The organism is Parapedobacter luteus, assembly GCF_900168055.1.
GTDB lineage: Bacteria > Bacteroidota > Bacteroidia > Sphingobacteriales > Sphingobacteriaceae > Parapedobacter > Parapedobacter luteus.
Window position 1 is genome coordinate 181995 of the sequence record NZ_FUYS01000008.1, and the last position, 23348, is coordinate 205342.

The window sequence follows — 23348 nt, forward strand, 5'->3', positions numbered from 1 at the left end:
TTCTAATCATTTAATATTGAGCGTCCGGATTTAAACTGATGTTAGGAGCGGCCGGTCTGGGTACCACGGTCACAGCGAGCTGTACGCGAGCCGACGGATACAAGTCGCTTTCGCGGGCTTCCAGCCAATAGTTGCCGGTTCCGATGTTTGACGAAAGGGTGAGGAGGTTGGTTGTTGTCGTAGCACCTGGCACTTCACCGCTGCCGGTTTGGCTTGTATAAAGCCGGTAGGTGTACCCTGGCTGGAAATTTGAAATGGCCAGCGTAGCGGAATCGCCGGTACATATCCGGAGTTCGGAAACGGAAGGCCGGGGTGGGGTGATATAAAATGCAAAATAATAGAAGGCCTGCAGCAATCCTCCCAAAGTGGTGTTTATTTCCAATCGTACTCCATCGAATGCCATATTGTTCGGCGGAATAATCGCCGTGCCAACCTGGCTGCCGCCAAAGAGATTCAGGAGGTTGAGCAGCTGGGCTCCGCTGTAAGACGGCTGCACGACCGAATTCCGGCCTCCGTTCGTCCGTTGCACGGCAAAGCCGCCCAGCAGGTTGAGCAACGATGCGGTGCTGCCGAATTTTATAATAATCGGCGTAGCGGGCGTGGGCTTCGGCCGCGCTACGTATTGGAGATTCTGATTGGCGGTAATCGCTCCCAGCGCTCCCAAGGTCACCGAAAGTGTGGAGAAATTTGAGGTGTCACTATCAACCGCACGCGCAGGGTTACTGACCTGCGAAAGTGTAACAATTAGCGATTGTGTCGGGCTTGATTGCTGTGCATCAGCATATACCCGTTGCCCGTATCCCGCTTTCACTGCGCCGAACAGCAGGATGAATGCGATGCAAGATGGCAGGCGGGGAGATGTGAATGTACATGTTTTAAGGCGGAACATACGGTTATCTTGGTGAAACCCCGGCATGAAGCCTACGCGTTTTCATGAACCGTGGCTGTTATCACCGCCAAAAATACCCCTTCGTGGACATTTCGTTTTGTTCACGTCGTTCATGTTTGGCTGCGTAATGGCGAGCCCCGTTAATACGGGGATGGAAACGGGTGGGATTGCAATTAAAAAATTTTAAACTTAACGCCTAAATGCTTATCTTTGCGGCCGTGAACTTTGGCGTACAATGCTGCAGGATGGAATCCCCCAAGCCCGGAAGTTTTTCCGACATGCTTTGTTTTTTTAACTGTTTCCGGCCCGTTGAGGGCTTTTTTTATGATTGTACGTTTTTACGGATGATAGAAACAATACCAACACTTTTAATAAAAACGAATGACTAATTACAGCAAGTTGCCAGCGATATTGCTGCTTGAAGACGGAACTGTTTACCATGGCAAGGCTGCCGGAAAGATAGGCACCACCGCAGGCGAGATTTGTTTTAACACGGGTACCACGGGGTATCAGGAAATTTTTACGGATCCCTCGTATTATGGCCAGATTATGGTCACTACGAATGCGCATATCGGCAATTATGGCATTGCGAGCAACGAGTCGGAGTCTGGCAAGATTCAGATTGCGGGGCTGGTTTGCAAAAACTACAGCGTGAATTACAGCCGCAAGCTGGCTGACTCATCCATCCAGACCTACTTTGAAGACGGCAACCTGGTAGGCATTTCGGATATCGATACCCGTTCGCTGGTGCGTCATATCCGCAATAAGGGCGCAATGAATGCCATCATTTCTTCGGAAACGCTGGATGTGGAAGCACTGAAGAAGCAACTGGCCGGCGTGCCTTCGATGGCCGGCCTGGAGCTGTCATCCAAGGTGACCACCGAGACGCCTTATTATTACGGCCATGAAGATGCCCCATTGCGCGTGGCGGTGCTGGATTTGGGAATCAAGAAAAATATCCTGCGCAATTTTGATGCGCGTAAGGTATATGCTAAAGTGTTTCCGGCCAGGACATCCTTTGCCGAAATGGAGGCTTGGGGCGCCGACGGCTACTTTATCTCCAACGGACCGGGAGATCCTGCGGCCATGGATTATGCCATACAGACGGTCAGAGACATTCTGGAGGCCGATAAACCGCTTTTCGGGATATGCCTCGGCCATCAGCTATTGGCGCTGGCTAATGGCATCCGTACACGGAAAATGTTCAACGGCCACCGGGGAATTAACCATCCCGTGAAAAACATTATTGCCGATAGGTGCGAGATTACCAGCCAGAATCACGGATTCGGCGTGGTAGCCGAAGATATTAAGCAATCGGATAACGTTGAAATCACCCATGTAAACCTCAATGATAAATCCATTGAAGGGATACGGGTGAAAGGCAAGAAGGCATTTTCGGTGCAGTACCACCCCGAGTCGTCGCCCGGTCCGCATGACTCGCGTTACCTGTTTGATGAGTTTGTCCAGCTGATGGAAAGTGGCAAACTTGTATTGGCGCAAGAATAATTGGCCGGAGCAACGATATTGAAAATGGGACATGGATTTTCAATTAAAATCAATAAATTTGGCCGATACTATCGAGTAGTGTAAACGTTACACTAACTATGGGGACTATATTAAGCAAACGTTAACCTTAAATAGAAAAAATACATGAGTTTGATCATCGATGTACATGCGCGGCAGATACTGGATTCGCGCGGCAATCCGACCATAGAGGTCGACGTGACTACTGAAAACGGTTTTGTAGGCCGTGCGGCCGTTCCTTCGGGCGCTTCCACGGGCGTGCACGAGGCAGTGGAACTGCGGGATGGCGATAAATCCAAGTACCTGGGCAAAGGGGTGCTGAAGGCCGTTGAAAATGTGAACACCAAAATTGCCAAGGCATTGCAAGGTATCGATGTATTCGAGCAGAATGCGATAGATAAGGTGATGATTGAACTGGACGGTACCGAAAACAAGGGCAACCTGGGAGCCAACGCTATCTTGGGCGTGTCGCTTGCCGTTGCCAAGGCCGCTGCGCAGGAAAGCCGCCAGCCGGTGTACCGGTATATCGGTGGTGTCAATGCCAATACGCTGCCCATCCCGATGATGAACATCATCAACGGCGGCTCGCATTCGGATGCGCCCATCGCCTTCCAGGAATTCATGATCATGCCCGTAGGCGCACCTTCGTTTTCAGAAGCGTTGCGTTGGGGTGCCGAGGTGTTCCACAACCTCAAGAAAATCCTGCACGACCGCGGGCTGTCTACAGCCGTAGGTGATGAGGGTGGCTTTGCTCCCGCATTCGACGGCACGGAAGATGCTGTTGAAACCATCTTGAAAGCGATCGAAAAGGCGGGATACAAACCGGGCGACGATATTTACCTGGCATTGGATTGTGCTGCTTCCGAGTTTTACAAAGACGGTAAATACGACTATACGAAATTTGAAGGCGACAAGGGCGCTGTGCGCAGCAGCGAAGAGCAGGCAGCTTACCTTGCTGAGCTTACCGCCAAATATCCGATTATATCCATTGAGGACGGCATGGCCGAAGACGATTGGGCCGGTTGGAAGGCGCTGACCGACAAGATCGGCGCAACGGTGCAGCTGGTGGGCGACGACCTGTTCGTGACCAATACCAAGCGCTTGCAGCAAGGCATCGACACCGATACGGCAAACTCCATCCTGGTAAAGGTAAACCAGATCGGCTCCCTTACCGAGACCATCAACGCCGTGTCGCTGGCACAGACCAACGGCTACACCTCGGTGATGAGCCACCGGAGCGGCGAAACGGAGGATTACACCATTGCGGATCTGGCTGTGGCGTTGAACTGCGGGCAGATTAAAACCGGCTCGGCTTCCCGTTCCGACCGGATCGCCAAATACAACCAGTTGCTCCGCATTGAAGAGGAACTGGGCGGCAATGCGCGGTTCCTGGGCAAAAGCTTCAAGTTTGCAAAGTAGCATAGACAGTTAACTCGATAAAGGGAGCAAAGTAGCTCCCTTTTTTTTGCATTTTTAGTTTTTTTTACGTTACTTTTGTGCATATGGAACGACTATTGTCCATTATCCGTAATAAATACCTCCTTGCAGCCGCGGCATTCATGGTATGGATGCTCTTCTTTGACCGGCATGATGTGACCACCCAATACGATTATTACAGCCAATTGAAAGGATTGAAGGCCGAGAAAGCGTTTTACACCGCTGAAATCGAGCGGGTGGCCAAAACGATTCACGACCTGAATACCGACCCTCAGGCGCTTCAACGTATCGCTCGCGAGAAATACAAGATGAAAAAAGAAAACGAGGATGTTTTCGTTATCGTCGAAGAGGAAGAATAATTGATATTGGAGCCGGAACTTAAGCATAGCTATAGGCGATAAACTTCAAGCCTATTGCCTACAGCCTGATGCCATTAGAATTTATAGGTGATCCCGGCCCCCAATACTTGGCGCACTTGCAGGGTAGGGCGTTCGGAGCCCGGTACAATCACACCGTCTACTTGGCGCGGAATGAGTGTGTTGTCGTCGTAAATCAATTGCACACCGCCGTTGACCGTTATGTAGTCGTTTACTTTCATGAACAAGTTGAACGTATAATCGACGTCGACGTTTTGCGGGTCCTCGAGGTAGTTCGAATACAGTTTGAGGATGTTTTCCACACTGATGTTTTCCATGATTTGGGCTTTGTAGTACGCGTCAAATGAAGCACCGAACTCAAAGCGCGATGTAGCGCCGGGGTCAACTCCGAATGCGCCCCTGTTGGACAGCTCATCGTTGGTGACAAAGATGAAACGGGCCGCAGCAGGAGACAGGTTGAAACGGAAGTTGTCCGATTCCTTATAGGCGAAACCGGGCCCGAAGCTCAGGTAAGCCGGAGCAAAGGCCGTCGAAATCAATGAGCTGTTATTGTCACCGTCGTATTGGAAGCCATCGGTAAACTGCGTGTTGAAATTCATGTAGAACGTATACAACCAGCGCTCCGCTGCTTGGTATCCCAATAAGCTGTTCAATACAATGCGGTCATCGTTTTTGCGCCAACCGATGGACTTTTGTTTGGTAAGGCCATATGCCGCAATCACTTTGTTATCCCAACTCCAGCGGTCTTTCTTGTAGTTGAAATCGTAGTTGAAAATCAAATTTGCGGCAAATGAATTAATGCCGCCGGCAGCCCAATTGGAAAATGAACTCTGGTTGATTAGCAGCGTGTTTTCTCCGTTAATCCGCCAAGTCGTGTCTGACGAGGTATCTTGTGCCCGGGCACTCAGGAGTGCCAATAAACCAACACAAACGATAGATAGCGGTTTCTTCATAATAATTAATTTTGTGATACAATCGATTAAAATGCGTTTTTTAAAACAAATTGGATGCCAAATCTGTTTAATATCTTCTTATTGCTTAGATAGGCCAATAACGGTGCGGTTGGCCCCAAGTGCTGCAATTGCGCCCTACTACTTGTATGTAACGTGAATTTAACTAAGTTTGCACGATGCGGATAACCTTACTGTGTATTGGCAAGACGGACGACGCGCATTTTGCCGCCGCCATTGAAAAGTTCAGGCTCCGGTTGAAGCATTACATCACGTTCAACATGGTGGTTATCCCCGATGTCAAACATACCAAACACCTGAGCGTGGATGAGCAAAAGGCCAGGGAAGCTGCTTTGCTGTTGAAACAGTTTGCTCCAGGCGATCAGGTGGTCTTGCTGGACGAGCGGGGTAAGGAATACCGTTCCGTGGAGTTCGCGGATTACCTCAACAAATTGTTGATAACGAGTGTGCAGCACGTCGTATTTGTCGTCGGTGGGCCTTACGGTTTTGATGACGCGGTATACCGGCGGGCCAACGGGAGGATTTCCTTATCCAGGATGACGTTTTCGCACCAGATGGTGCGCCTTTTTTTTGTGGAGCAGCTTTACCGGGCATTCAGCATACTAAGGGGGGAACCGTATCACCATGAATAACCGGAAAGCGAAACGAATTGTGGAATAGCGCTGCTTTTTGCATCCAAACAATAAAAAGGAGTAATTGTTAGTTTCAATTATGATGAATCAGTATAAACGGAAATACCAGTACAAGGGGGCGGACACGTCGAAAGAAAGCCGGATGTTTTGGATTATGGTAGTTATTGGCATCATGCTCATGGCTGCGATTATCTTTTTATTCTAAGCCGTATCTTCAAAACGGGTCCCAACCGATGTTTGAAATTGCGGCTGTTTTGCGGCTTCCGATAGTCGCTGCGGTGATACAGTGTATGGCAACCGCCCTGTAGTGCGGCTTCCGGCCGCTCCTCTGCCGGCATGATACAAACGGTATGCAATTTGTTCAATGGTTATTCACTATTGCATGGCAATACTATTTGCATTATCTTTACCTCCCAGAACTTAACGTATTATTCGTCTACCGAAGTTCAATTATTTTATGGGTTTATTTCTGTTTCCGCGGCGATTGATTATTCGTCAAGGTTGTGGTGCCGTATTATGTTTTTTATACCTGCCGTTTCGGCGGCGGGGTAAGCAATGGGGTTGGGTGATATCACGTGGTTTGCAGGCGATTTATGCGCTATTAAAAACTAGCTAATGAATGTACTAATTATCGAGGATGAACAATTAGCGGTGTATATGCTATCGCAACAATTGCAGAGGTTGAGGCCTGATGTGCGGATAATCGGTGTCAAAGACAGCGTGAAATCCTCTGTAAAGTGGCTTGCTGAACATGCAACTGAGCCGGATCTGATTATTATGGATATCGGATTGACCGATGGCGATAGTTTCGAAATCTTTGACCGGATAGCTGTAGAATGTCCGGTGTTTTTTTTAACGTCCCACGAAGAATATGCCCTTAAGGCGTTTGCACTGAAGAATAGCTTGGGTTACCTGCTTAAGCCTGTCAAAAAGGAAGATTTGGCATCAGCGCTGGAGAAATTTGATCACATGAAAACCTTTTTTAACTATCGGCAGCGGATAACGGTTTAGCCACGTTCATTATCCCCCTTATGCCCGGTTAGCTGACTGCCGGGCATAAGGGGGATGCGGCAAAGCGCGTCAAATGCCGTCAGCGGCGGCATCATCGTCTACTGGCTGAGCTTTCTCATTAAATAAAGGGAGTTCCTTGATAATATGGTACCAGTTGATGATTTTCTTGATGTCCGAAGCATATACGCGTTCTTCATCATGGGCAGGAGCCACTTCCCTGAAGAATTGGCGCAAAGTCTTTCCATCCGATTTTGCATGGGGCACTTCACCGTGTGTTTTCATTCTTTCGAGAATGTCTGTCAGCTTCAATTCGTCTTCGCTGCCAAACACGGTGATATCTTCAAGCGTGGCCAATTTGGTCGTCGCCGGGTTGACCACCGATTTTATCTTTTGGTCGTCAAGGCTTTCCAACACAAAGCCACCTTTATTTTGGCCAATCAATTTAAACAATCCGGGTTTACCCGTGACGGCAACAAGTGCTTTTAGATTCATCCTGTAAGTTATTTTTCGATAATATCGATTCCCAAAATTTTGTCGCCTTGCCGGATGTCATCTATTACATCCACATTTTCAACCACTTTGCCGAAGCATGTATGATGCCCGTCGAGGTGAGCTGTGTTGGTGCGGCTGTGGCAAATAAAAAATTGGGAACCACCCGTATCGCGGCCCCGGTGGGCCATGGATAACACCCCCCTGTCGTGATATTGGTTGCCGCCGTTGAGTTCGCATTTGATCGAATATCCCGGCCCGCCTGCGCCGGTACCGGTCGGATCGCCCCCTTGGATGACAAAGTCGGGTATAACACGGTGGAAGGTCACCCCGTCATAATAGCCGGACTCCGCCAATTTTAAAAAGTTGGCTACCGTGCCTGGCGCATCGGCATCGTAAAACTGCACCGTGAGATCGCCTTTTTCTGTCTTAATAATAGCTTTGCTCATTTCTGTCGTTAAAAATTGGACGACAAAGATAGCGTTTTCAGTCGGGAGTCGGAAGGCTGAAAATATTTAGCTAAAAAAAATAGTAAATTTGTTGGTGTTCAAAACGGGTTTTTATATCTTTGATCGCTGTTAAAATCACCTTAACGTTTCACAACTATGGACAAGTTATCAAGGGTTACAATTAAAAGGTGGGCCGAAGCGGACAGGCCGCGTGAAAAGCTATTGGAACAGGGGCGCCGAGCGCTTACGGATGCGGAGCTGTTGGCCATCCTTATCGGTAGTGGTTCGCGGACAGAATCAGCCGTGGATCTGTGCAGGCGTATCCTGCATGAGCGGGGCAATGATCTGAATAACCTCTCCAGGCTTTCGGTATCCGAATTATGCCGTTACAAAGGAATAGGCGAGGCAAAAGCCATCAGCATTGTCGCTGCCCTTGAACTGGGCAGAAGGCGCAAGGGGCGTAAGGAAGAAGAACGTCCGATGCTCAATAACAGTAGACGGGTGTACGAATACCTGGAGCATGTGTATAAAGACCTTCCCTACGAAGAGTTCTGGGTGTTGTTTTTAGGGGGCGGTTGCAAACTGATCGCCAAACAGCTTATCGGCAAGGGAGGTAATGATTTTACCCCGGTAGACATCAAGCAGGTGTTGCGCCTGGCGTTGGAATATCGGGCCACCAGCCTTGTCCTTACGCATAATCACCCCTCAGGTTCCTTGAAACCCAGTACGATGGATACGCAATTGACCAACAAACTAACAGAAGCAGCCAAATACTTTGATTATTCCATAAACGATCATGTGATTTTCACCAATTCGGGGTACTACAGTTTCCGGGATAATGGGCTGCTTTAGGCTACAGCTGGTGATGGCCGGCCGTTAGCCGGGACTGTGGGCGGCGACGGCCGTGTTCGGTAACCGTGTTTGAGAAACAAGAAAAAAAATCTAAGTTTGCACAAATTCCAAACTTAGGATGAAAATATCATACAACTGGCTCAAAGATTTCATACAGACAGATAAAACGCCGGCCGAACTTTCCGCCATCCTTACCGATATTGGCCTTGAGGTGGAAGCATTGGAAGTGGTACAGCCCATACCGGGCGGACTTGAAGGGCTTGTCATCGGGGAAGTCAAAACCTGCGAACAGCACCCGAATGCTGATCGGTTGAGGGTGACGACCGTAGATATTAAAGGGGAGGTGCCCCTGCACATCGTATGCGGTGCGCCAAACGTGGCGGTGGGTCAGCGGGTTGTCGTGGCCACGGTCGGTACAACCGTTTATCCCACGGCTGGCGAACCGTTTAAAATCAATAAATCCAAAATCCGGGGTGAAATTTCCGAAGGGATGATCTGCGCGGAAGACGAAATCGGCCTGGGATCGTCTCATGAAGGCATCATGGTGCTTCCAAACGATGCCCCGATAGGGGTGCCCGCCAGCGTATATTTTGCGGTGCAGGACGACTACGTCTTTGAAATCGGCCTTACCCCAAACCGGGCTGACGCTGCATCGCACCTGGGGGTTGCCCGCGATATCGCTGCCTTTTTACGCGAAGGATATCACCTTCCGGATGTGTCGGCATTTGCCGAAGACCACAGTGCCGAGGCGCTGCCGGTCGTCGTGGAAGATAGCAGTGTTTGCCCGCGCTACAGCACTGTCAGCATCAGCGGGGTACAAGTAGGCGAATCGCCGCAATGGCTCAAGGATCGTCTGCAAGCCATCGGCGTGCGCCCGATTAATAACGTCGTCGATGCAACCAATTATGTGTTGCATGAGCTGGGGCAGCCGCTGCATGCGTTCGATGCCGGTAAGCTGTCGGGAAACAAAGTGATTGTACGCCGTGCGAAAGCCGGCGAATCGTTCGTCACCCTCGATGGGATAACGCGTACGTTGCATGCCGAAGACCTGATGATATGTGATGCCGATAAGCCGTTGTGTATTGCAGGCGTGTTCGGCGGTATCCACTCAGGCGTGACTGAAAGCACGACGCAGGTTTTTTTGGAAAGCGCCTATTTCGATGCAGTGTCTGTACGGAAGACATCCAAAAGGCATGGGCTCAAAACCGATGCTTCCTTCCGGTTTGAACGCGGAACGGATCCCGATATTACCGTTTTTGCGCTAAAAAGGGCGGCGCTACTTATTACGGAAATAGCGGGAGGGCGGATTTCCACGCCGATATCGGATATATACCCAACGCCCATACCGCCGTTTGCCGTTGACGTGAGGTACGCCCAAGTACAGCGACTTATTGGAAAAGCCATTCCGGAAACAACGATTAAGGCCATTATTGAGGCCTTGGGGATAACCGTGCGGAATGAGGCCGCCGGGGTGCTGACGGTAGAGGTACCGCCTTACAAAGTGGATGTGACCCGCGAGGTCGATATCATTGAAGAGGTGCTCCGTATCTACGGATACAACAATATCGAGATTAAGCGGCAAATCAAGGCTTCGCTCAATACCTCACTTAAACCGGATAAAGAGGTCGTGCAGAACCAGATCGCTGATTTGCTTATTGGCAATGGGTACCGTGAGATACTGGCCAACTCGTTGACAAAGATGGATTACGTGGATGATCCGGCTACGGCCGTCCGCCTGTTGAACCCGTTGAGTACCGACTTGGATTGCATGAGACAGAACCTGCTGTTTTCGGCATTGGAAGCCATCGCTTATAATGAAAAACGCAAACTCAGCGATTTAAAGCTTTTTGAGTTTGGTCATTCGTATCATACCGCCGGCGATGGTTACGCGGAGACACCGCGCTTGGCATTGGCCATCACCGGTAAACTGTTGCCCGAACAATGGAACCAGGTGGCCAAACCGGTGTCCTTTTATCACATAAAAGCAAGCGTCGACGGTATTTTAAAACGGCTAAATATCAGTGGCCTGCAAGTCGTTGATGCGCCCGGTGCCCATTACCAGTATGGACTGGCCTACGAAAGGGGGGGCAAGGTTATTGTTTCATTCGGCGCCGTAAGCCAAACTGATTTGCGAAAAGCCGACGTTGGGGGCGAAGTGTTTTATGCCGAGTTTGATTGGGGACAGGTACTTAAAGCCATCCGGAAAAACAAAATTACCTACCGGGAGGTGTCCAAATTCCCTGCAGTGCGGCGGGATCTTTCGCTATTGGTAGATGAAGATGTCACCTTTGGCGTCCTGAAGAATATTGCCGAGAAAACCGAGCGCAAATTGCTGAAGAGCATGAACGTGTTTGACGTATACAAAGGCGATAAATTGCCGGCAGGGAAAAAATCGTATGCGCTTCATTTTATCTTGCAGGATGAAGAAAAAACGCTTAATGACAAACAAATTGATGCAATAGTTAAAAAATTAATTTATAACTTTGAGAAAGAAACTGGAGCAGAAGTCAGAAAGTAACAGACCGTAATTCGTAAGTCCGTAATTCGTAAGTTGTAGTTTTTAAACATCCGTAGTAAGAGTTAACTATATGTCATCAGTAGCGGCACAGCTGGAGAATGTCGTCGAGAAGACGCGTAAATTATTGGATTTATGCGTATCTTTGCAAGCAGAGAATGACATGCTGAAGCTGGAGTTGCAGGCATTGAAGGTTGCGTTGGATACCAGCGGTAATAAAAACAAACAACTGGAAGAGCAGCTAAAGGCACTGGCAGTGGCCCGATCGTTGGAAGAAGTGGAGGTGGATAAAGCGGGAATAAATGAAAAAATACTTGACACAAAACAAAAAATTAACGATTTTGTGCGGGAAATAGATAAGTGTATCGAATTACTCAGGTGATTGGTTGGTAAGTGGCGTATAGTGAATTAGCTCAAGCATGGGAGAAATTTCCATAAAAATAAACATTGCGGATCGGATTTACCCCTTGCGGGTGGATATGGAAGAAGAAGAGGTTATCCGGCGGGCAGCAAAACTGATTAACGACAGGATTAAAGAATTTCAGGAGAATTATGCTGTAAGAGACAAACAGGACCTATTATCGATGTGCGTGCTTCATTATGCGACAGGTATGCTTAAAGCCGAAGGGAAATCAAACGCAAGTGAAGTAGGGATCGTAAGGGCTGTTGATGAGCTGGATAGCATGCTGACGACGTTCTTTAACCGATAACGTTCTTATACTGATTCAGAGCTTAAAAAAACAACGAATTTACCGCAGTTAAATTCGGGTTTCACTATTTTAAACTTAACGCTTCAATATCACAAAGCGTAAACAAGATGTAGACCATTTTGCAGATGCCATCTGGTCATGATCAATACGCTAAAACCTGTGTAAAGAAGTTTATAATACATGAGACCTGATTAATTTAATTGCGGTTTTTTTTATGCATATCCGCTCAGGCGCGATGGATGGTCAGCGGTGCGGTCGGTGACCGGAAGGGGTGGCCAACAGGATAAATTGGGATAATGAGTACTTAAAAATGAAGCCGATATATAACGAATATTGACACGTAGGACCATCATGATTTACATGGAGCGCCCATCGGCCAATAAAAGAATAATAATTAGATGAAATCAATAAAAACGAATAGCTAATGGATAGTATATACATCATTGTAGGTTTTGTTGCGGGAGTAGTGGTAGGGCGGTTTGCCCTGCGTTTCTTGTTTAAAAAGCAGGAGGTAGCGGCACAGAGCAAAGCAAAGAAAATCTTAAAGGAAGCTGAGCAGGCAGGTGAGCACCTCAAAAAACAACGGCTACTGGAAGCCAAAGAGAAGTTTCTGCAACTTAAAGCAGAACATGAGAAAGAAACCAACCAGCGGAACAACACACTTAACCAACGTGAAAACAACATCAGACAAAAAGAACAGTCGCTGAACCAAAAGCTGGAAAACCTGAACCGGGAAAAACAGGAGCTGGAAAATACACGTAAAAACCTGGAACGGCTTACCGAACTCAACGAGAAAAAGCAGGAAGAGGTAGAGCAGCTGAAAGCGCAACATATCAAGCATCTGGAGACCATTGCCGGGCTTTCCGCTGAGGAGGCGAAAAACCAATTGGTTGAAAACCTGAAAGAAGAGGCCCGTTCGAAGGCGGTCATCCAGATCAAAGATATCGTGGATGAAGCTAAGTTGACAGCCACCAAAGAAGCGAAAAAGGTGGTCATCCAAACGATACAGCGTACAGCCACGGAGAGTGCCATTGAAAATACGGTATCCATCTTCAACATCGAAAACGACGAAATCAAGGGACGCATCATCGGCCGTGAAGGCCGGAATATTCGCGCGTTGGAAGCGGCTACGGGCGTGGAAATCATCGTGGATGATACGCCCGAGGCTATTATCCTGTCGGGCTTCGACCCGGTGCGCAGGGAAATCGCCCGCTTGGCGCTCCACCGGCTTGTGACGGATGGTCGCATACACCCCGCACGCATCGAGGAGGTTGTTGCGAAAACCAAGAACCAGATTGAAGACGAGATTGTCGAAATCGGCGAGCGCACGGTGATTGACCTGGGTATACATGGGCTCCATCCGGAGTTGATTCGTATGGTGGGGCGTATGCGTTACCGCTCTTCGTACGGGCAAAACCTTTTACAGCACTCACGTGAGGTCGCTAATTTCAGCGCGACCATGGCTGCTGAATTGGGGCTCAACGTCAAACACGCCAAACGTGCCGGGTTGTTGCACGACATTGGTAAAGTGCCGGATGACAATCCCGAATTGCCTCACGCTATATTGGGGATGCAGCTGGCCGAGAAATACAAAGAGCACCCCGACGTATGCAATGCCATCGGTGCTCACCACGACGAGATAGAAATGACATCGCTGATCTCGCCAATTGTGCAAGCCTGCGACGCCATCTCCGGCGCACGGCCGGGCGCACGCCGGGAAGTGGTGGAAAACTACATCAAAAGGCTTAAAGAGCTGGAAGAACTGGCGCTTTCTTACCCGGGTGTGGAAAAGACCTTTGCGATCCAGGCAGGGCGTGAGTTGCGTGTAGTGGTGCAAAGCGAGCGCGTATCGGATGCGCAGGCTGAGCTGCTGGCGGCCGATATTTCTACCCGTATTCAGACGGAGATGACCTATCCGGGGCAAATTAAGGTAACCGTAATCCGCGAAACACGGTCGGTGTCGTATGCGAAATAGTTCGAAGTCGCGCGTCAAAAGCCGCGGGTCAGCAGCTGGAACCCCGAGACATGGGGGCAAGGGTTCGAAACCGGAGCAGCCCAGGCGGCAGGTGGATACATATTTCGAGGTGTTGGACAAAGCCTACCAACACCCTACCAACCGGATCATCCAATGGGTGGCTATTCCCCTGTTTTCGTTCGCCGTACTGGGCATGGTGTGGATGGTACCTTTTCCCGAAATCGCATTTTTAAAGAAGCATGGCTACGACATGTTCCTCAATTGGGGATCCTTCTTCATTGCAGCGATGATTTACTACTACCTGCGCTTAGCCCCGACGCTGTCTTATGCAGCGTTGCTTACCGTCGGTGTATTCAGCTTTTTTATTGTGCAGCTTGAATACGTTGAGCAGGCTGGAGGTCCCGCCGTTTGGTTGGTCTGTGCCGTTTTACTGCTGATTGCATTAGCCGCTTTATCCGTTGGCAAAAGTATGGAACGGACGCAGGCGCCGTTCCATACGTTCTGGCGGTTACTCGTACTTGGCCCCATATGGCTCTGGCATTTTGTATTCAGGAAGTTAAACATTCCCTATTAGCGGCAGGCGGATTTACCCCATTCTCCGCTGTTGGCAGCGGCTTAAACCGGCCGTGTAGTCAAAGATTGGCGATTGAAGCCCCAGGTTAGGATCTAGATGCGGCAGCTCATCTTTGGGGTTTTCGTCCAAAATGAGCATCCAGCAATAAGACTCCAGCAACCTAAAGCCACGGACCTCGCAAATGGAAGCGGTTTGCCGTCCTAACTTGTGATAATCCTCTTCACGCCTAAGCTTTTTCCATTGGATGAGAAAGATGTTGTAAATGACAAGGTATGCAAAGTTATTCGGGTAGTTGGTCGACAATCGGGAAGCATAAGCGCTGGCGGTCTCTACCTCGCCGCATTCCGTCAGAAACAACGCATAGATCAGCTTCGTGAAGTTCAATTCGGCCGCGTTGCGGGGCGCTTCCTCGTTAAGGCGCCTGCTAAGCACGTCAATATAGCCATGGGCAAATTTGATCTTGCGCGATACCTTGGCCAACGTATAGACCAAAAGGTCAAACAGCTGGTTTGAAATCAATCCGTCGCTCTTCGACAGGCGGCGGTAAAGCATTTCCAATTCATGGATGGTTTCTTTGTCGACATGCTCTCCCTTGAAATATTGATATAAGTAGGAGAGGACCACAAACGGATTGATGACAAAGCTGGCGAAGGCCTCCGGCGGTTTCACCGCGAGTTGCTCGAACTGCATCATGAACGCGTCTTCCTCCCATTTAAGTATCGCAATGAAGGCAAGCTTGCTACGAAGGATGATTTCGTGGGTTTCAGATAAATTGAAATCCAGGAGCTTGGAAACATTGGGTTCGTATTCGGGCTGGAAACAGGTGAAGCTCAGTGCATACTCGACAAACGCACTGTTGCAAAGCTCCAGGTTTATCTGATCCCGGATGAGCTGGTTAGGAGCGAACGACAGCTTATGTATGCCATCGCAGATAAACGCTATGATTTCAAAACGGTCATCATTGAGAAACTGAATGTTTTCAATCTGGTTAACCAGGTCAAGGTCTCCGGATTCGATATAAAACAGCAATAGCCATTTCAGCTGATCCACCTTCACTTTATTGGAGGAAGCGGACCGATCCAACGCATCAAGCAGTTGCCCGGTGTCATTGTAGCTATGGAACCATTGGAGTGCCATGAAATACGTGGCGATACGTTCTGATTGGAACCGGATAGTCACCTGCTGCCTGACTTCGTGCTTGCTGTTAATCTCCTGCAATACCCCAATCGAAAGCAGGTCCTGGTAAGCGGCCTGATGTTGTTTGATGACGGCATAGACTTGCCGTTTATTGACGTGAAGTATGCTGTCGTGCGCGTCGACTAAGGCGGCCAGCTCGTCCAGCAGGCTTTGCTTTCCGAGGGAATTGACACCATTGAACACCTTCTTTTTTAGATATCGCGCAACAACAAGGTATTCGTCGAAAACTGTCGCTTCGCGCGGGTCTGCGTTTTCCCCGTTTAGTTCATAGTAATATTGAAAAAATAGCGGCACATGAAAGAGGTTCTTATGTCGTAAATTCAGTGGGCGCAGCGGCTTGTCCCGCCCGTTGATGTTGCGGATAAGCTGATGCAATTCCGCATTGGAAAAGGCCCCCATATCAGCCGATTCGCCGGCCGGCGTGCCGCTCAATATGGAAAACCACTGCAGATTGGCAATGGTATCCTGAAAGAGGTTTCTGTACTTAAAAAGCGTAGACGTACGCATGACCAAAATAACACGGAACCAAGTGAATCGCGCAAAATGCTGAGCCATGTCGGAGAGTTGGTCGATGGTGTTCGAAAACTGTTTGTCTGTTACCAGGTCAGAATGTAATTCGTCGATAATAAGATAGAAATTGCCGGGAGCGCCGTCTTGGTAGTTTTCCATAAAACTCTCAAGCAGATCGGTGGTGTCGAAGCCCAGGAGATTAGCCAGCCATTTGTTGCAATGAAATCCAAAGATGGTGCTATGCAGCAGGGACAGGCTGCTGACAAACAGGTAGCTATCGTGTTCTTGGGAGTCCGGCTTTTGGGTGATTTTTCTTTCCAGCCAGCGGGATATGGATACGGTTTTCCCGTATCCGGCGGGCCCGCTGAAAATGCCCGCAGTCGCTTCACTTTGCTGAAAGCGCTGCATGAACATGTCCACGTGTTCCCGATCAATGGTTTGGCGGTAGGGGATTCCGCATTTGTGTTTATTGCTTTCAATGTTAAATAAACTGATTTTGGTCGCGTTGCGGGAAACTTCATCCCACGTCTTGCACGGCGAAAGCCGCAATTGACATTGCTCCATATTGGTGTAAAAGTCGTCCCAACCGCTGAAGCCGCAATATTCGGCCAATGCGTTAAGGGTATAGGCCGAGGGCCGGTGTATGGACGAAGCGAAACCAAATATACGCTTTATGGTGGTTTCGCTGACGCTCTTGTTCGTTACTGCTTTGATATCCAATGCCAGTCGGTAACAATCGCCGGGGAGTAGCTGGGTAATCTGGGACTTGTTCAATACAAGCGTTTTCAGTTGATCAAAATAAGCCCGTAAATATGCTTTCATGTAAAGGTAGATGGTAGATGGTTAAAAATAATAGCCTGATCAGTCACTGACGGTCAATCCTTTTGTTGGTATATAGGTTTCTTTAAAGTTAAGTGGCTAGTTGCAGCGATTTGGTGTATAAAAATCTATTTACATAGTAACTTGATTAATTAGTTAATGGTGAAAAGCTGTAGTATGCTTAGCATTCGGCAAACATAAAGTTTCTTAGTTGTTATAATCTGCCAAAATGTAGTAAATTTTGCTCTTTAACGTATTTAAACAAACTGACCATTGCCCAATCCGAGCCATTAACAAATACATCACTATTTCAGGTATCACGTAGACGATTCTGGAAAACGACGCCCTGTAATCTTGCAGATCGAGGCCTTGGTTTCCTGTTAAGCAAACTTAGCCATAAGGATAACGCCTGCATAGCGCATACCCTAATATGAACAAAATGAACGGCGGAGTATAATATGAATGCAGTGAACAGGGGTTTGGCGAGTTGGCCAAATTATCTTTGAGCGTGTTGAACGACAGTCGTGGACGGATGGGAATATTTCCTGCGCGTGGCCTGTTGGAAACACCTATGAAAAAACATCTACCAACTATGCAATGCAAGAACCATACCATATTAAGGTATTTCGAATACCGTAACCGGCAGTAAGCCAAGTGTGTTCGAATACAGCATGCCGGCGAAAATAGATTATTGCCTCGCCAGCGGTGTGATGTCCGAATAAAGCTGCGTGGCAGCAGTGCTTAATTATCAAAATTTGAAAAACATTATATGATTATAAACCCATAGCCAATGGAAGCATCATCTACTTATCTGAAACTTTCTTTTACACGTTTTTTATTCAGTTGCATCGCGTTCGCTGCCGTACTGTGTTCCGCTCTTGGGGAGGCCAAGGGGCAGACGAAAACATTGGCTGATGATGTGACGTACACCAGCCCGGATAGAGTCGTCTCGGCAATCGGGTGCGGTGCGCTAGGTCTAACGCCGTGTTATGCGCCTACTGTCGAAAATCAGGGCCATGCGCTGGTTGATGACGACAACTATGCCAGGCTGCTGGCCAGCCCCGGGCTGGCCGCAGGCTTAGGTGCATATACGGGGGTAATCGAGCTGAAGTTTGAAAACACCCTGCCGGCTGATTCATGGTCTTATGTGCGAATAGCAGGTGATAACAGTCTTTTTAATGCGTTATTGGGGGGAAATTTAGGTGAATTATTGGGGCAGGTGCTGGGCGCGGTATTATTGGGCAATCAGGAGATTGTCATCGATGCCAGAAACGGCAGTACATCGGTTTTGTCGCGAAGCAGCGCGTCGGGCTTCAGTACCGATAGGGTCAAACTGGTGGTCGACAAGGTGGGCAATTATTATATCGCGATACGTCCAGGTGCTGCTTATGACAGGATACGGATAACCAATCAGACTGGGTCGTTATTGGGGCTTGGGGCCCAACGTACGTTGGATGTCTATAACGCGTTTTATTATGACGATGCGACGGATTGCCTGCAAGCGCAATTTACCTCGTTTGATGGTGAAGGGTTGAACTTGAATATTTTGCAGAGCGGTGCGGGGGCCACGAATATCGGCAACGCAATAGATGACGACGAGGATTCGTATTCCCAAATCAGTACGGGAAGTGTCAGCCTTGGATTGGGCAACTCAATTTACCAGACGATATACTACGACGAGCTTTCCGCCCCTGGGGATTATTTGAGAATAAAGCTTGGCGTCGCCAACGGATCCGCAGTAAATGCTCGGCTGCTTGGGAATATCGAAATTAAGGCTTTCGCAGGTAGTCAGGAGGTCTATGCCAAGCGATTGAGCGGAGGCTTGGTCAACGGTGTGGATGTCCTTGGGTTGCTGCAAAGTGGGCAGCCAGCCACAATATATATTGGCCCCGGCGTGGCCTTTGACCGGGTGACTATTGGCTATAATGCGATTGTCGACGTTAATTTATTAGGAAGTGCGCCCATCCATCTTTATGATGTGAAGCGCTATGGAGCTACTTGTCCGGAACCGGGTGCGCCGGCGCCCGTGGATGATGGGCATATGTTCCTTGATGCGAATAAAGATTGTGCGGACAATATACATTCATTTGAAAATGCCAATTTCCCCTACAATGCGGTGGATGGACACAATGGCACCTACACAACGCTGGAAGCTGGCTCAGGGCTGGTACTCGGCATCGGAAGCTATACCGGACACATCGAGCTGGGATTTGATGGGGTGAAGAGTGGCGGAACCACAACGTATGTCCGCATTGATTTCGATAACGAGATCTTGTCAGGGTTATTGGACGGCAGTATCGGCGATTTACTAAGTGGAGTCACGGGTGCCCTTTTCGGCCAGCATTACTTCACCGTTGAAGTAAAAAATGGGGATAATCCTGCGTTCTTGACTGCTTCCTCGAATAACGGTTTCTTGAATCAGCCGGTTAAAGTAGTTCAGGATAAATATGGCCATTATTATGTTGCGGTGACTCCTGATCAGCCCTACGATCGCATCCGGATTACGGAACATTATCCCGGAGCGGTCGGCCTGGCAGGCATTGCCAACATGAATGTTTATCATGCCTGTGTGTCAACCGGCTCAGCGCACTGTGAACAAGCCTTCGCCACCTATTCCGAATCAGGCGGAATCAGTCTTGACTTGCTTGGGTTAGGTAGCGCCGGCGTTAGAAACGCGCACTTGGCGATTGACGATGACAACGTCGCTGTCGAGGACGATGAAACCTTTTCCGAAATTGGCATCGGTGCGGCCGGTGTGGGCGCGCGTATTTTCCAGTTCGTGGATTTCCATACACTTTCGTCTCCTGCAGATTATTTTAAAATTAAGCTTGGCGTCGAAAATGGAAGCACGCTAAATGTTCAGTTGTTAAATAACATCGAAATACGGGCATACAACGGTGACGATCTCGTGTACTCCCAACGATTGCAAGATGGTTTGGTTGCCGGATTGGATATCTTAGGACTGTTGACCACGGACAATGTCGTGACGATTCCGATTGGCCCCGGCGTAGCTTTCGATCGCGTTGCCGTGGGTATCACCGCATTAGTTGAATTAAATGTATTGAATTCACCCGTTCGGGTGTACAGCATCAAGCGTTTTGGTGCAGATTGCCCCGACCCCAGGCCGCTACCCAACGATCCGCAGACGGAATCACCGTTTAACGGTCCGGATTGCGGTGTTGAGTTAGGCGCGTTTGAGCATGTCAACTTTGCATACAATGCCATTGATGGCCATATCGATACGTATGCGACGCTATCGGCGGGTTCAGGCATCGCCTTGGGCATCGGCGGGTCGTACAGCGGGTACATCGAGCTTGGCTATGACCAGCCGGTGCCGGCGTTGGAAACGTCGTACGTCCGCATTGATATGCCGGATGAAGAGTTGCTCGATGCGCTTGTAGGCGGTAGCCTTGGTTCTATTCTGGCTGATTTGGGTGGTATCGTATTGTTCGGCAATCATTACTTTGACATCTCGGTACGGGATGCCGCCGGCAACGAGATTTATGAAGTGTCCAGCGCAGGAGGCTTCAATAGCAACAATGCCCGCATCGTACGGGATGAGCATGGCCGTTATTACATTGCCTTTACCGCCGATGTGCCATATCAATCAGTGAGGATTACGTTAAACAATACCGCGGTAGCAGGATTGGGTGAGGTGACGACCATGAATGTCTATAGCATGTGCCGTGAAACCGTATTCGATCCTTGCGAGCAAGCAACGTTTACCTCTTTCGACGGAACCGGCCTTTCGCTTAATTTGTTTGAAGGAGCAAATCCGGCCGGCGTAGTCAATCCGCATTACGTAATAGATGAGAATAACTCCAATTATTCGGAGCTTTCATTGGGCACTGCCGCGGTCGGCGCGGCTATCTACCAGGATGTTTACTTCAAAACGCCTGTAATAACCGCCGCTACGGACGTGGTAAGGTTGCGCGTGCAAGTCCCGCAGACATTGCTGAATGTTGATCTCTTGGGTGCTTACCGGGTATACCTGTATCATGGGAATGATGAAGTGTATTCCGCTACGTTCCAGAATGCATTGATCAACGGGTTGGATTTACTCGGCTTGCTTAATTCTGGCGGCCGGGTCAACGTCGAATTTGAACCGGGTGCAGGCATCACATACGATCGTGTCCGTTTTGAGGTAGGTTCCGTGCTCGGCTTAAGTATCGGGAATCCGGTTCGGTTGTACAACATCTACCGGATATCGGACGCATGCCCGGATCCGGAATTCGAACAGCCGCCGTTTAGTGTCTGCGCTGATGTCATTGTTGGCGAAGGCGAAAATGTGGACGATATCCAAAACCTCACGGATGGCAACCACAATAGCTATGCAACGATTCGGTCGGATGCGGGTTTGGTTGCTGGTATTGGCGCGTACTCCGGACATGTCGAACTGGGTTTCAGTGCGGTGGTTCCCGCCGGTACGTCGTCGTATATCCGTATTGGATATGAAGATGAGGTATTGCAGGCGCTGCTCGCCGGTTCGCTGGGCAACGCAGTCAATAGCCTGCTGAACGGTATCGCCTTGGGCGACCACTACTTCAATGTGATTGTAAACGATGAAAATGGCAATGAAGTTGTATCAGGCAGTAGCCGGGATCTGTTTGACGATGCAAACGGCCAAATCCGCTTGGTGCAGGATACAAAAGGTCGGTATTATCTTGAGATTAGGCCAACAGTAGCGTATCAATCGGTAAGGCTTGAAGATCATACAACCGCGTTGTTAGGCGTCTTGTCGTCCGAAGGGCATCTGGATGTTTATGGCATGTGCCATACCCCAACGACCTTCGAATGCCCGGCAGCATTTTCAACGTCTTACGAGGGTAGCGGACTGGGTCTCGACGTGCTCAACCTTGGTGGTGCCGGCGTGCAAAATGCATTCTGGGCGATCGACCAAAACACTTCGAGTGCCTCTACATTGAGTCTCGGCACATTGAATGTGCTTGGGTCCATACAGCAGAATATCCAGTTCGACCGGGTACTTACTGCAGGCGATCAGATCCGCATTAAGATGAAGGTCGGTACTGGTACGCTGAATGCGGCGCTATTAAGTACCTTGGAGGTAGTTGGCTACCTTGACGGTGTAGAAGTATCCACCAGGGACTTCGAACAAGCATTCGTGGAAACCAATATCGTAGACCTGTTGAATGATAGCGATCCAGTGGAGGTGACCGTCGAGCTTGATACCGATGTCGATGAAATTGCCATCCGCTTAAGCGATCTCGCTGGCGTAGGTGTCGCTCCGAACGTAAGTATCTATCACGTGATCCCTTTCTGCGAGTCGTATGCGCAAAGTTACCTGGAAGTAACCAAGAATAACGCCTGGGCCGATGGCAACGATTATAATGAGGTTACGGCAACGATCATTGATGCGGGTGCGGCGACTCCGGTGACGAACAAGGAAGTTATATTCACCATCACGCATGTCGATAATACGAGGACCACTGAAACCATCACAACGGATACCGAGGGGAAAGCCAGGTTGCAGCTTACCAGCACGCTTGCAGGTGTTGCGAGTGTGACGGCCACTGTTGAGGGCATGATCATCGCAGATGGTAGTCCAGCCGAGGTTACCTTTATCATACCCAACAACCTCAGTATCACGAAGGTGGCTGACGAAGCCACGGGCGTGACAGCCGGCGAAAGTACCACCTTTACGGTCACCATCACCAACGATGGTCCTGCGCCGGTCGTAGTAGGCAAGGAAATTCCGCTCAACGAGCGACCGAGCGAAGGGTTAACGATTACAACCTATGAGGTTACGAGTGGCAACGCCACCGTCTCAGGAAGCGGCAACAGCGCCATCGTAACGGTAACAACGCAAGTTCCGCAGGACGGCACCATTACCTTGCGTGTCACGGCTGATGTTGCTCCAAATGCGCCGGCAGTAGTGGCTAATGGTATCGATGTTTGGGGGCCTGACCGGGATCCGGATACGGATACGCCGGATGACAGCGACGATACGGATCCGATCCCCGTGAATCGCGATTACGGCTTGGATGGAAACATTACCAAAATTGCTGCCGACGGCACGGATGCGGTGGCTGTAGCTGGCGGAGCATTTGAATATACCGTGACGGTGACCAACGGTGGCCCGTCGACCATCAATGCGGGCACGGTACTGTACCTGCAGGACGTGGCATCGGCCGGCCAGACGGTCACGGGCATCACGTCAAACAACGGCACGGCGAATACGGTAGGCGCCAGCGGCGAGTTCACGCTGACGGTAGCCGATGCGGTGGCACCGGGCGGCACCATTGTGCTGACGGTTGCGGTTGACGTGGCTGCGGACATCACGGCCGACGTGGTGAACAACACGATTAATATCTGGAGTGAAGACCCTGCGGGCGATTACAGCACGCCTGAGGGTACGGATACGACGCCGGACTATCCGGTAGACCGCGATTACGGGTT

Annotated in this window: 18 protein-coding genes; 13 read left to right on the forward strand and 5 right to left on the reverse strand. The window is 49.5% G+C overall.

Annotated features, from left to right (window positions below; translation table 11 throughout):
- Positions 1 to 10: 10 nt before the first annotated feature.
- Positions 11 to 889, reverse strand: a complete 879-nt coding sequence (locus B5X72_RS15495) for an Ig-like domain-containing protein (RefSeq protein ID WP_139378726.1) — start codon at positions 887 to 889, stop codon at positions 11 to 13.
- A gap of 381 nt (positions 890 to 1270) precedes the next feature.
- Between B5X72_RS15495 and carA the strand changes: the two genes are divergently transcribed.
- From carA to B5X72_RS15510, 3 genes are all read left to right on the forward strand, one after another.
- Positions 1271 to 2395 (forward strand): glutamine-hydrolyzing carbamoyl-phosphate synthase small subunit, encoded by a 1125-nt coding sequence (gene carA / locus B5X72_RS15500; RefSeq protein ID WP_079717820.1) that lies wholly within the window; start codon positions 1271 to 1273, stop codon positions 2393 to 2395.
- Between the two features lie 144 nt (positions 2396 to 2539).
- Positions 2540 to 3832: a phosphopyruvate hydratase gene (gene eno, locus B5X72_RS15505; RefSeq protein WP_079717821.1), complete on the forward strand. Its 1293-nt coding sequence runs from the start codon at positions 2540 to 2542 to the stop codon at positions 3830 to 3832.
- An 83-nt stretch (positions 3833 to 3915) separates the two neighbouring features.
- Positions 3916 to 4209 (forward strand): FtsB family cell division protein, encoded by a 294-nt coding sequence (locus B5X72_RS15510; protein WP_079717822.1) that lies wholly within the window; start codon positions 3916 to 3918, stop codon positions 4207 to 4209.
- Between the two features lie 74 nt (positions 4210 to 4283).
- On the opposite strand, the gene B5X72_RS15515 is transcribed toward B5X72_RS15510, so the two are convergent.
- Positions 4284 to 5180, reverse strand: coding sequence for a DUF3078 domain-containing protein (locus B5X72_RS15515; protein WP_079717823.1), 897 nt, complete (start codon positions 5178 to 5180; stop codon positions 4284 to 4286).
- A gap of 176 nt (positions 5181 to 5356) precedes the next feature.
- On the opposite strand from B5X72_RS15515, the gene rlmH reads away from it, so the two are divergent.
- The 3 genes from rlmH (at position 5357) to B5X72_RS15525 (ending at position 6841) form a co-directional block, all read left to right on the forward strand.
- Positions 5357 to 5830, forward strand: a complete 474-nt coding sequence (rlmH, locus tag B5X72_RS15520; RefSeq protein ID WP_079717824.1) for a 23S rRNA (pseudouridine(1915)-N(3))-methyltransferase RlmH — start codon at positions 5357 to 5359, stop codon at positions 5828 to 5830.
- 79 nt (positions 5831 to 5909) lie between these two features.
- The gene (locus B5X72_RS21130; protein WP_262497491.1) at positions 5910 to 6035 is read left to right on the forward strand and encodes a hypothetical protein; all 126 of its coding nucleotides are present in this window, start codon (positions 5910 to 5912) and stop codon (positions 6033 to 6035) included.
- A gap of 410 nt (positions 6036 to 6445) precedes the next feature.
- Positions 6446 to 6841, forward strand: coding sequence for a LytR/AlgR family response regulator transcription factor (locus B5X72_RS15525; protein WP_079717825.1), 396 nt, complete (start codon positions 6446 to 6448; stop codon positions 6839 to 6841).
- A gap of 69 nt (positions 6842 to 6910) precedes the next feature.
- Here the strand turns inward: B5X72_RS15525 and B5X72_RS15530 are convergent, their stop codons facing one another.
- Both B5X72_RS15530 and B5X72_RS15535 read right to left on the reverse strand, forming a co-directional pair.
- On the reverse strand, positions 6911 to 7333 hold the full coding sequence (locus B5X72_RS15530; RefSeq protein ID WP_079717826.1) for a DUF5606 family protein: 423 nt from the start codon (positions 7331 to 7333) through the stop codon (positions 6911 to 6913).
- Positions 7334 to 7341: 8 nt separating this feature from the next.
- Positions 7342 to 7779, reverse strand: coding sequence for a peptidylprolyl isomerase (locus B5X72_RS15535; protein WP_079717827.1), 438 nt, complete (start codon positions 7777 to 7779; stop codon positions 7342 to 7344).
- A 156-nt stretch (positions 7780 to 7935) separates the two neighbouring features.
- On the opposite strand from B5X72_RS15535, the gene radC reads away from it, so the two are divergent.
- The 6 genes from radC (at position 7936) to B5X72_RS15565 (ending at position 14405) form a co-directional block, all read left to right on the forward strand.
- Positions 7936 to 8631 carry a RadC family protein gene (gene radC, locus B5X72_RS15540; RefSeq protein ID WP_079717828.1) on the forward strand — a complete coding sequence of 232 codons (696 nt, stop codon included), beginning with the start codon at positions 7936 to 7938 and terminating at the stop codon, positions 8629 to 8631.
- A 118-nt stretch (positions 8632 to 8749) separates the two neighbouring features.
- Positions 8750 to 11149 (forward strand): phenylalanine--tRNA ligase subunit beta, encoded by a 2400-nt coding sequence (gene pheT / locus B5X72_RS15545; RefSeq protein ID WP_079717829.1) that lies wholly within the window; start codon positions 8750 to 8752, stop codon positions 11147 to 11149.
- A gap of 70 nt (positions 11150 to 11219) precedes the next feature.
- The gene (locus B5X72_RS15550; protein ID WP_079717830.1) at positions 11220 to 11528 is read left to right on the forward strand and encodes a hypothetical protein; all 309 of its coding nucleotides are present in this window, start codon (positions 11220 to 11222) and stop codon (positions 11526 to 11528) included.
- A 37-nt stretch (positions 11529 to 11565) separates the two neighbouring features.
- Positions 11566 to 11856, forward strand: coding sequence for a cell division protein ZapA (locus B5X72_RS15555; RefSeq protein WP_079717831.1), 291 nt, complete (start codon positions 11566 to 11568; stop codon positions 11854 to 11856).
- 424 nt (positions 11857 to 12280) lie between these two features.
- Positions 12281 to 13831: a ribonuclease Y gene (gene rny / locus B5X72_RS15560; RefSeq protein ID WP_079717832.1), complete on the forward strand. Its 1551-nt coding sequence runs from the start codon at positions 12281 to 12283 to the stop codon at positions 13829 to 13831.
- Positions 13821 to 14405 (forward strand): DUF962 domain-containing protein, encoded by a 585-nt coding sequence (locus tag B5X72_RS15565; RefSeq protein WP_245826953.1) that lies wholly within the window; start codon positions 13821 to 13823, stop codon positions 14403 to 14405. The genes rny and B5X72_RS15565 overlap by 11 nt, the downstream gene beginning before the upstream one ends.
- Before the next feature lie 12 nt (positions 14406 to 14417).
- Here B5X72_RS15565 and B5X72_RS15570 read toward each other — a convergent pair whose 3' ends face one another.
- Entirely contained in the window at positions 14418 to 16934 is a 2517-nt protein-coding gene (locus tag B5X72_RS15570; RefSeq protein WP_079717833.1) for a hypothetical protein, read from the reverse strand.
- Between the two features lie 787 nt (positions 16935 to 17721).
- Here B5X72_RS15570 and B5X72_RS15575 point away from each other — a divergent pair.
- A partial coding sequence (locus B5X72_RS15575; RefSeq protein ID WP_176146234.1) for an Ig-like domain-containing protein occupies positions 17722 to 23348 on the forward strand: 5627 nt, incomplete at its 3' end.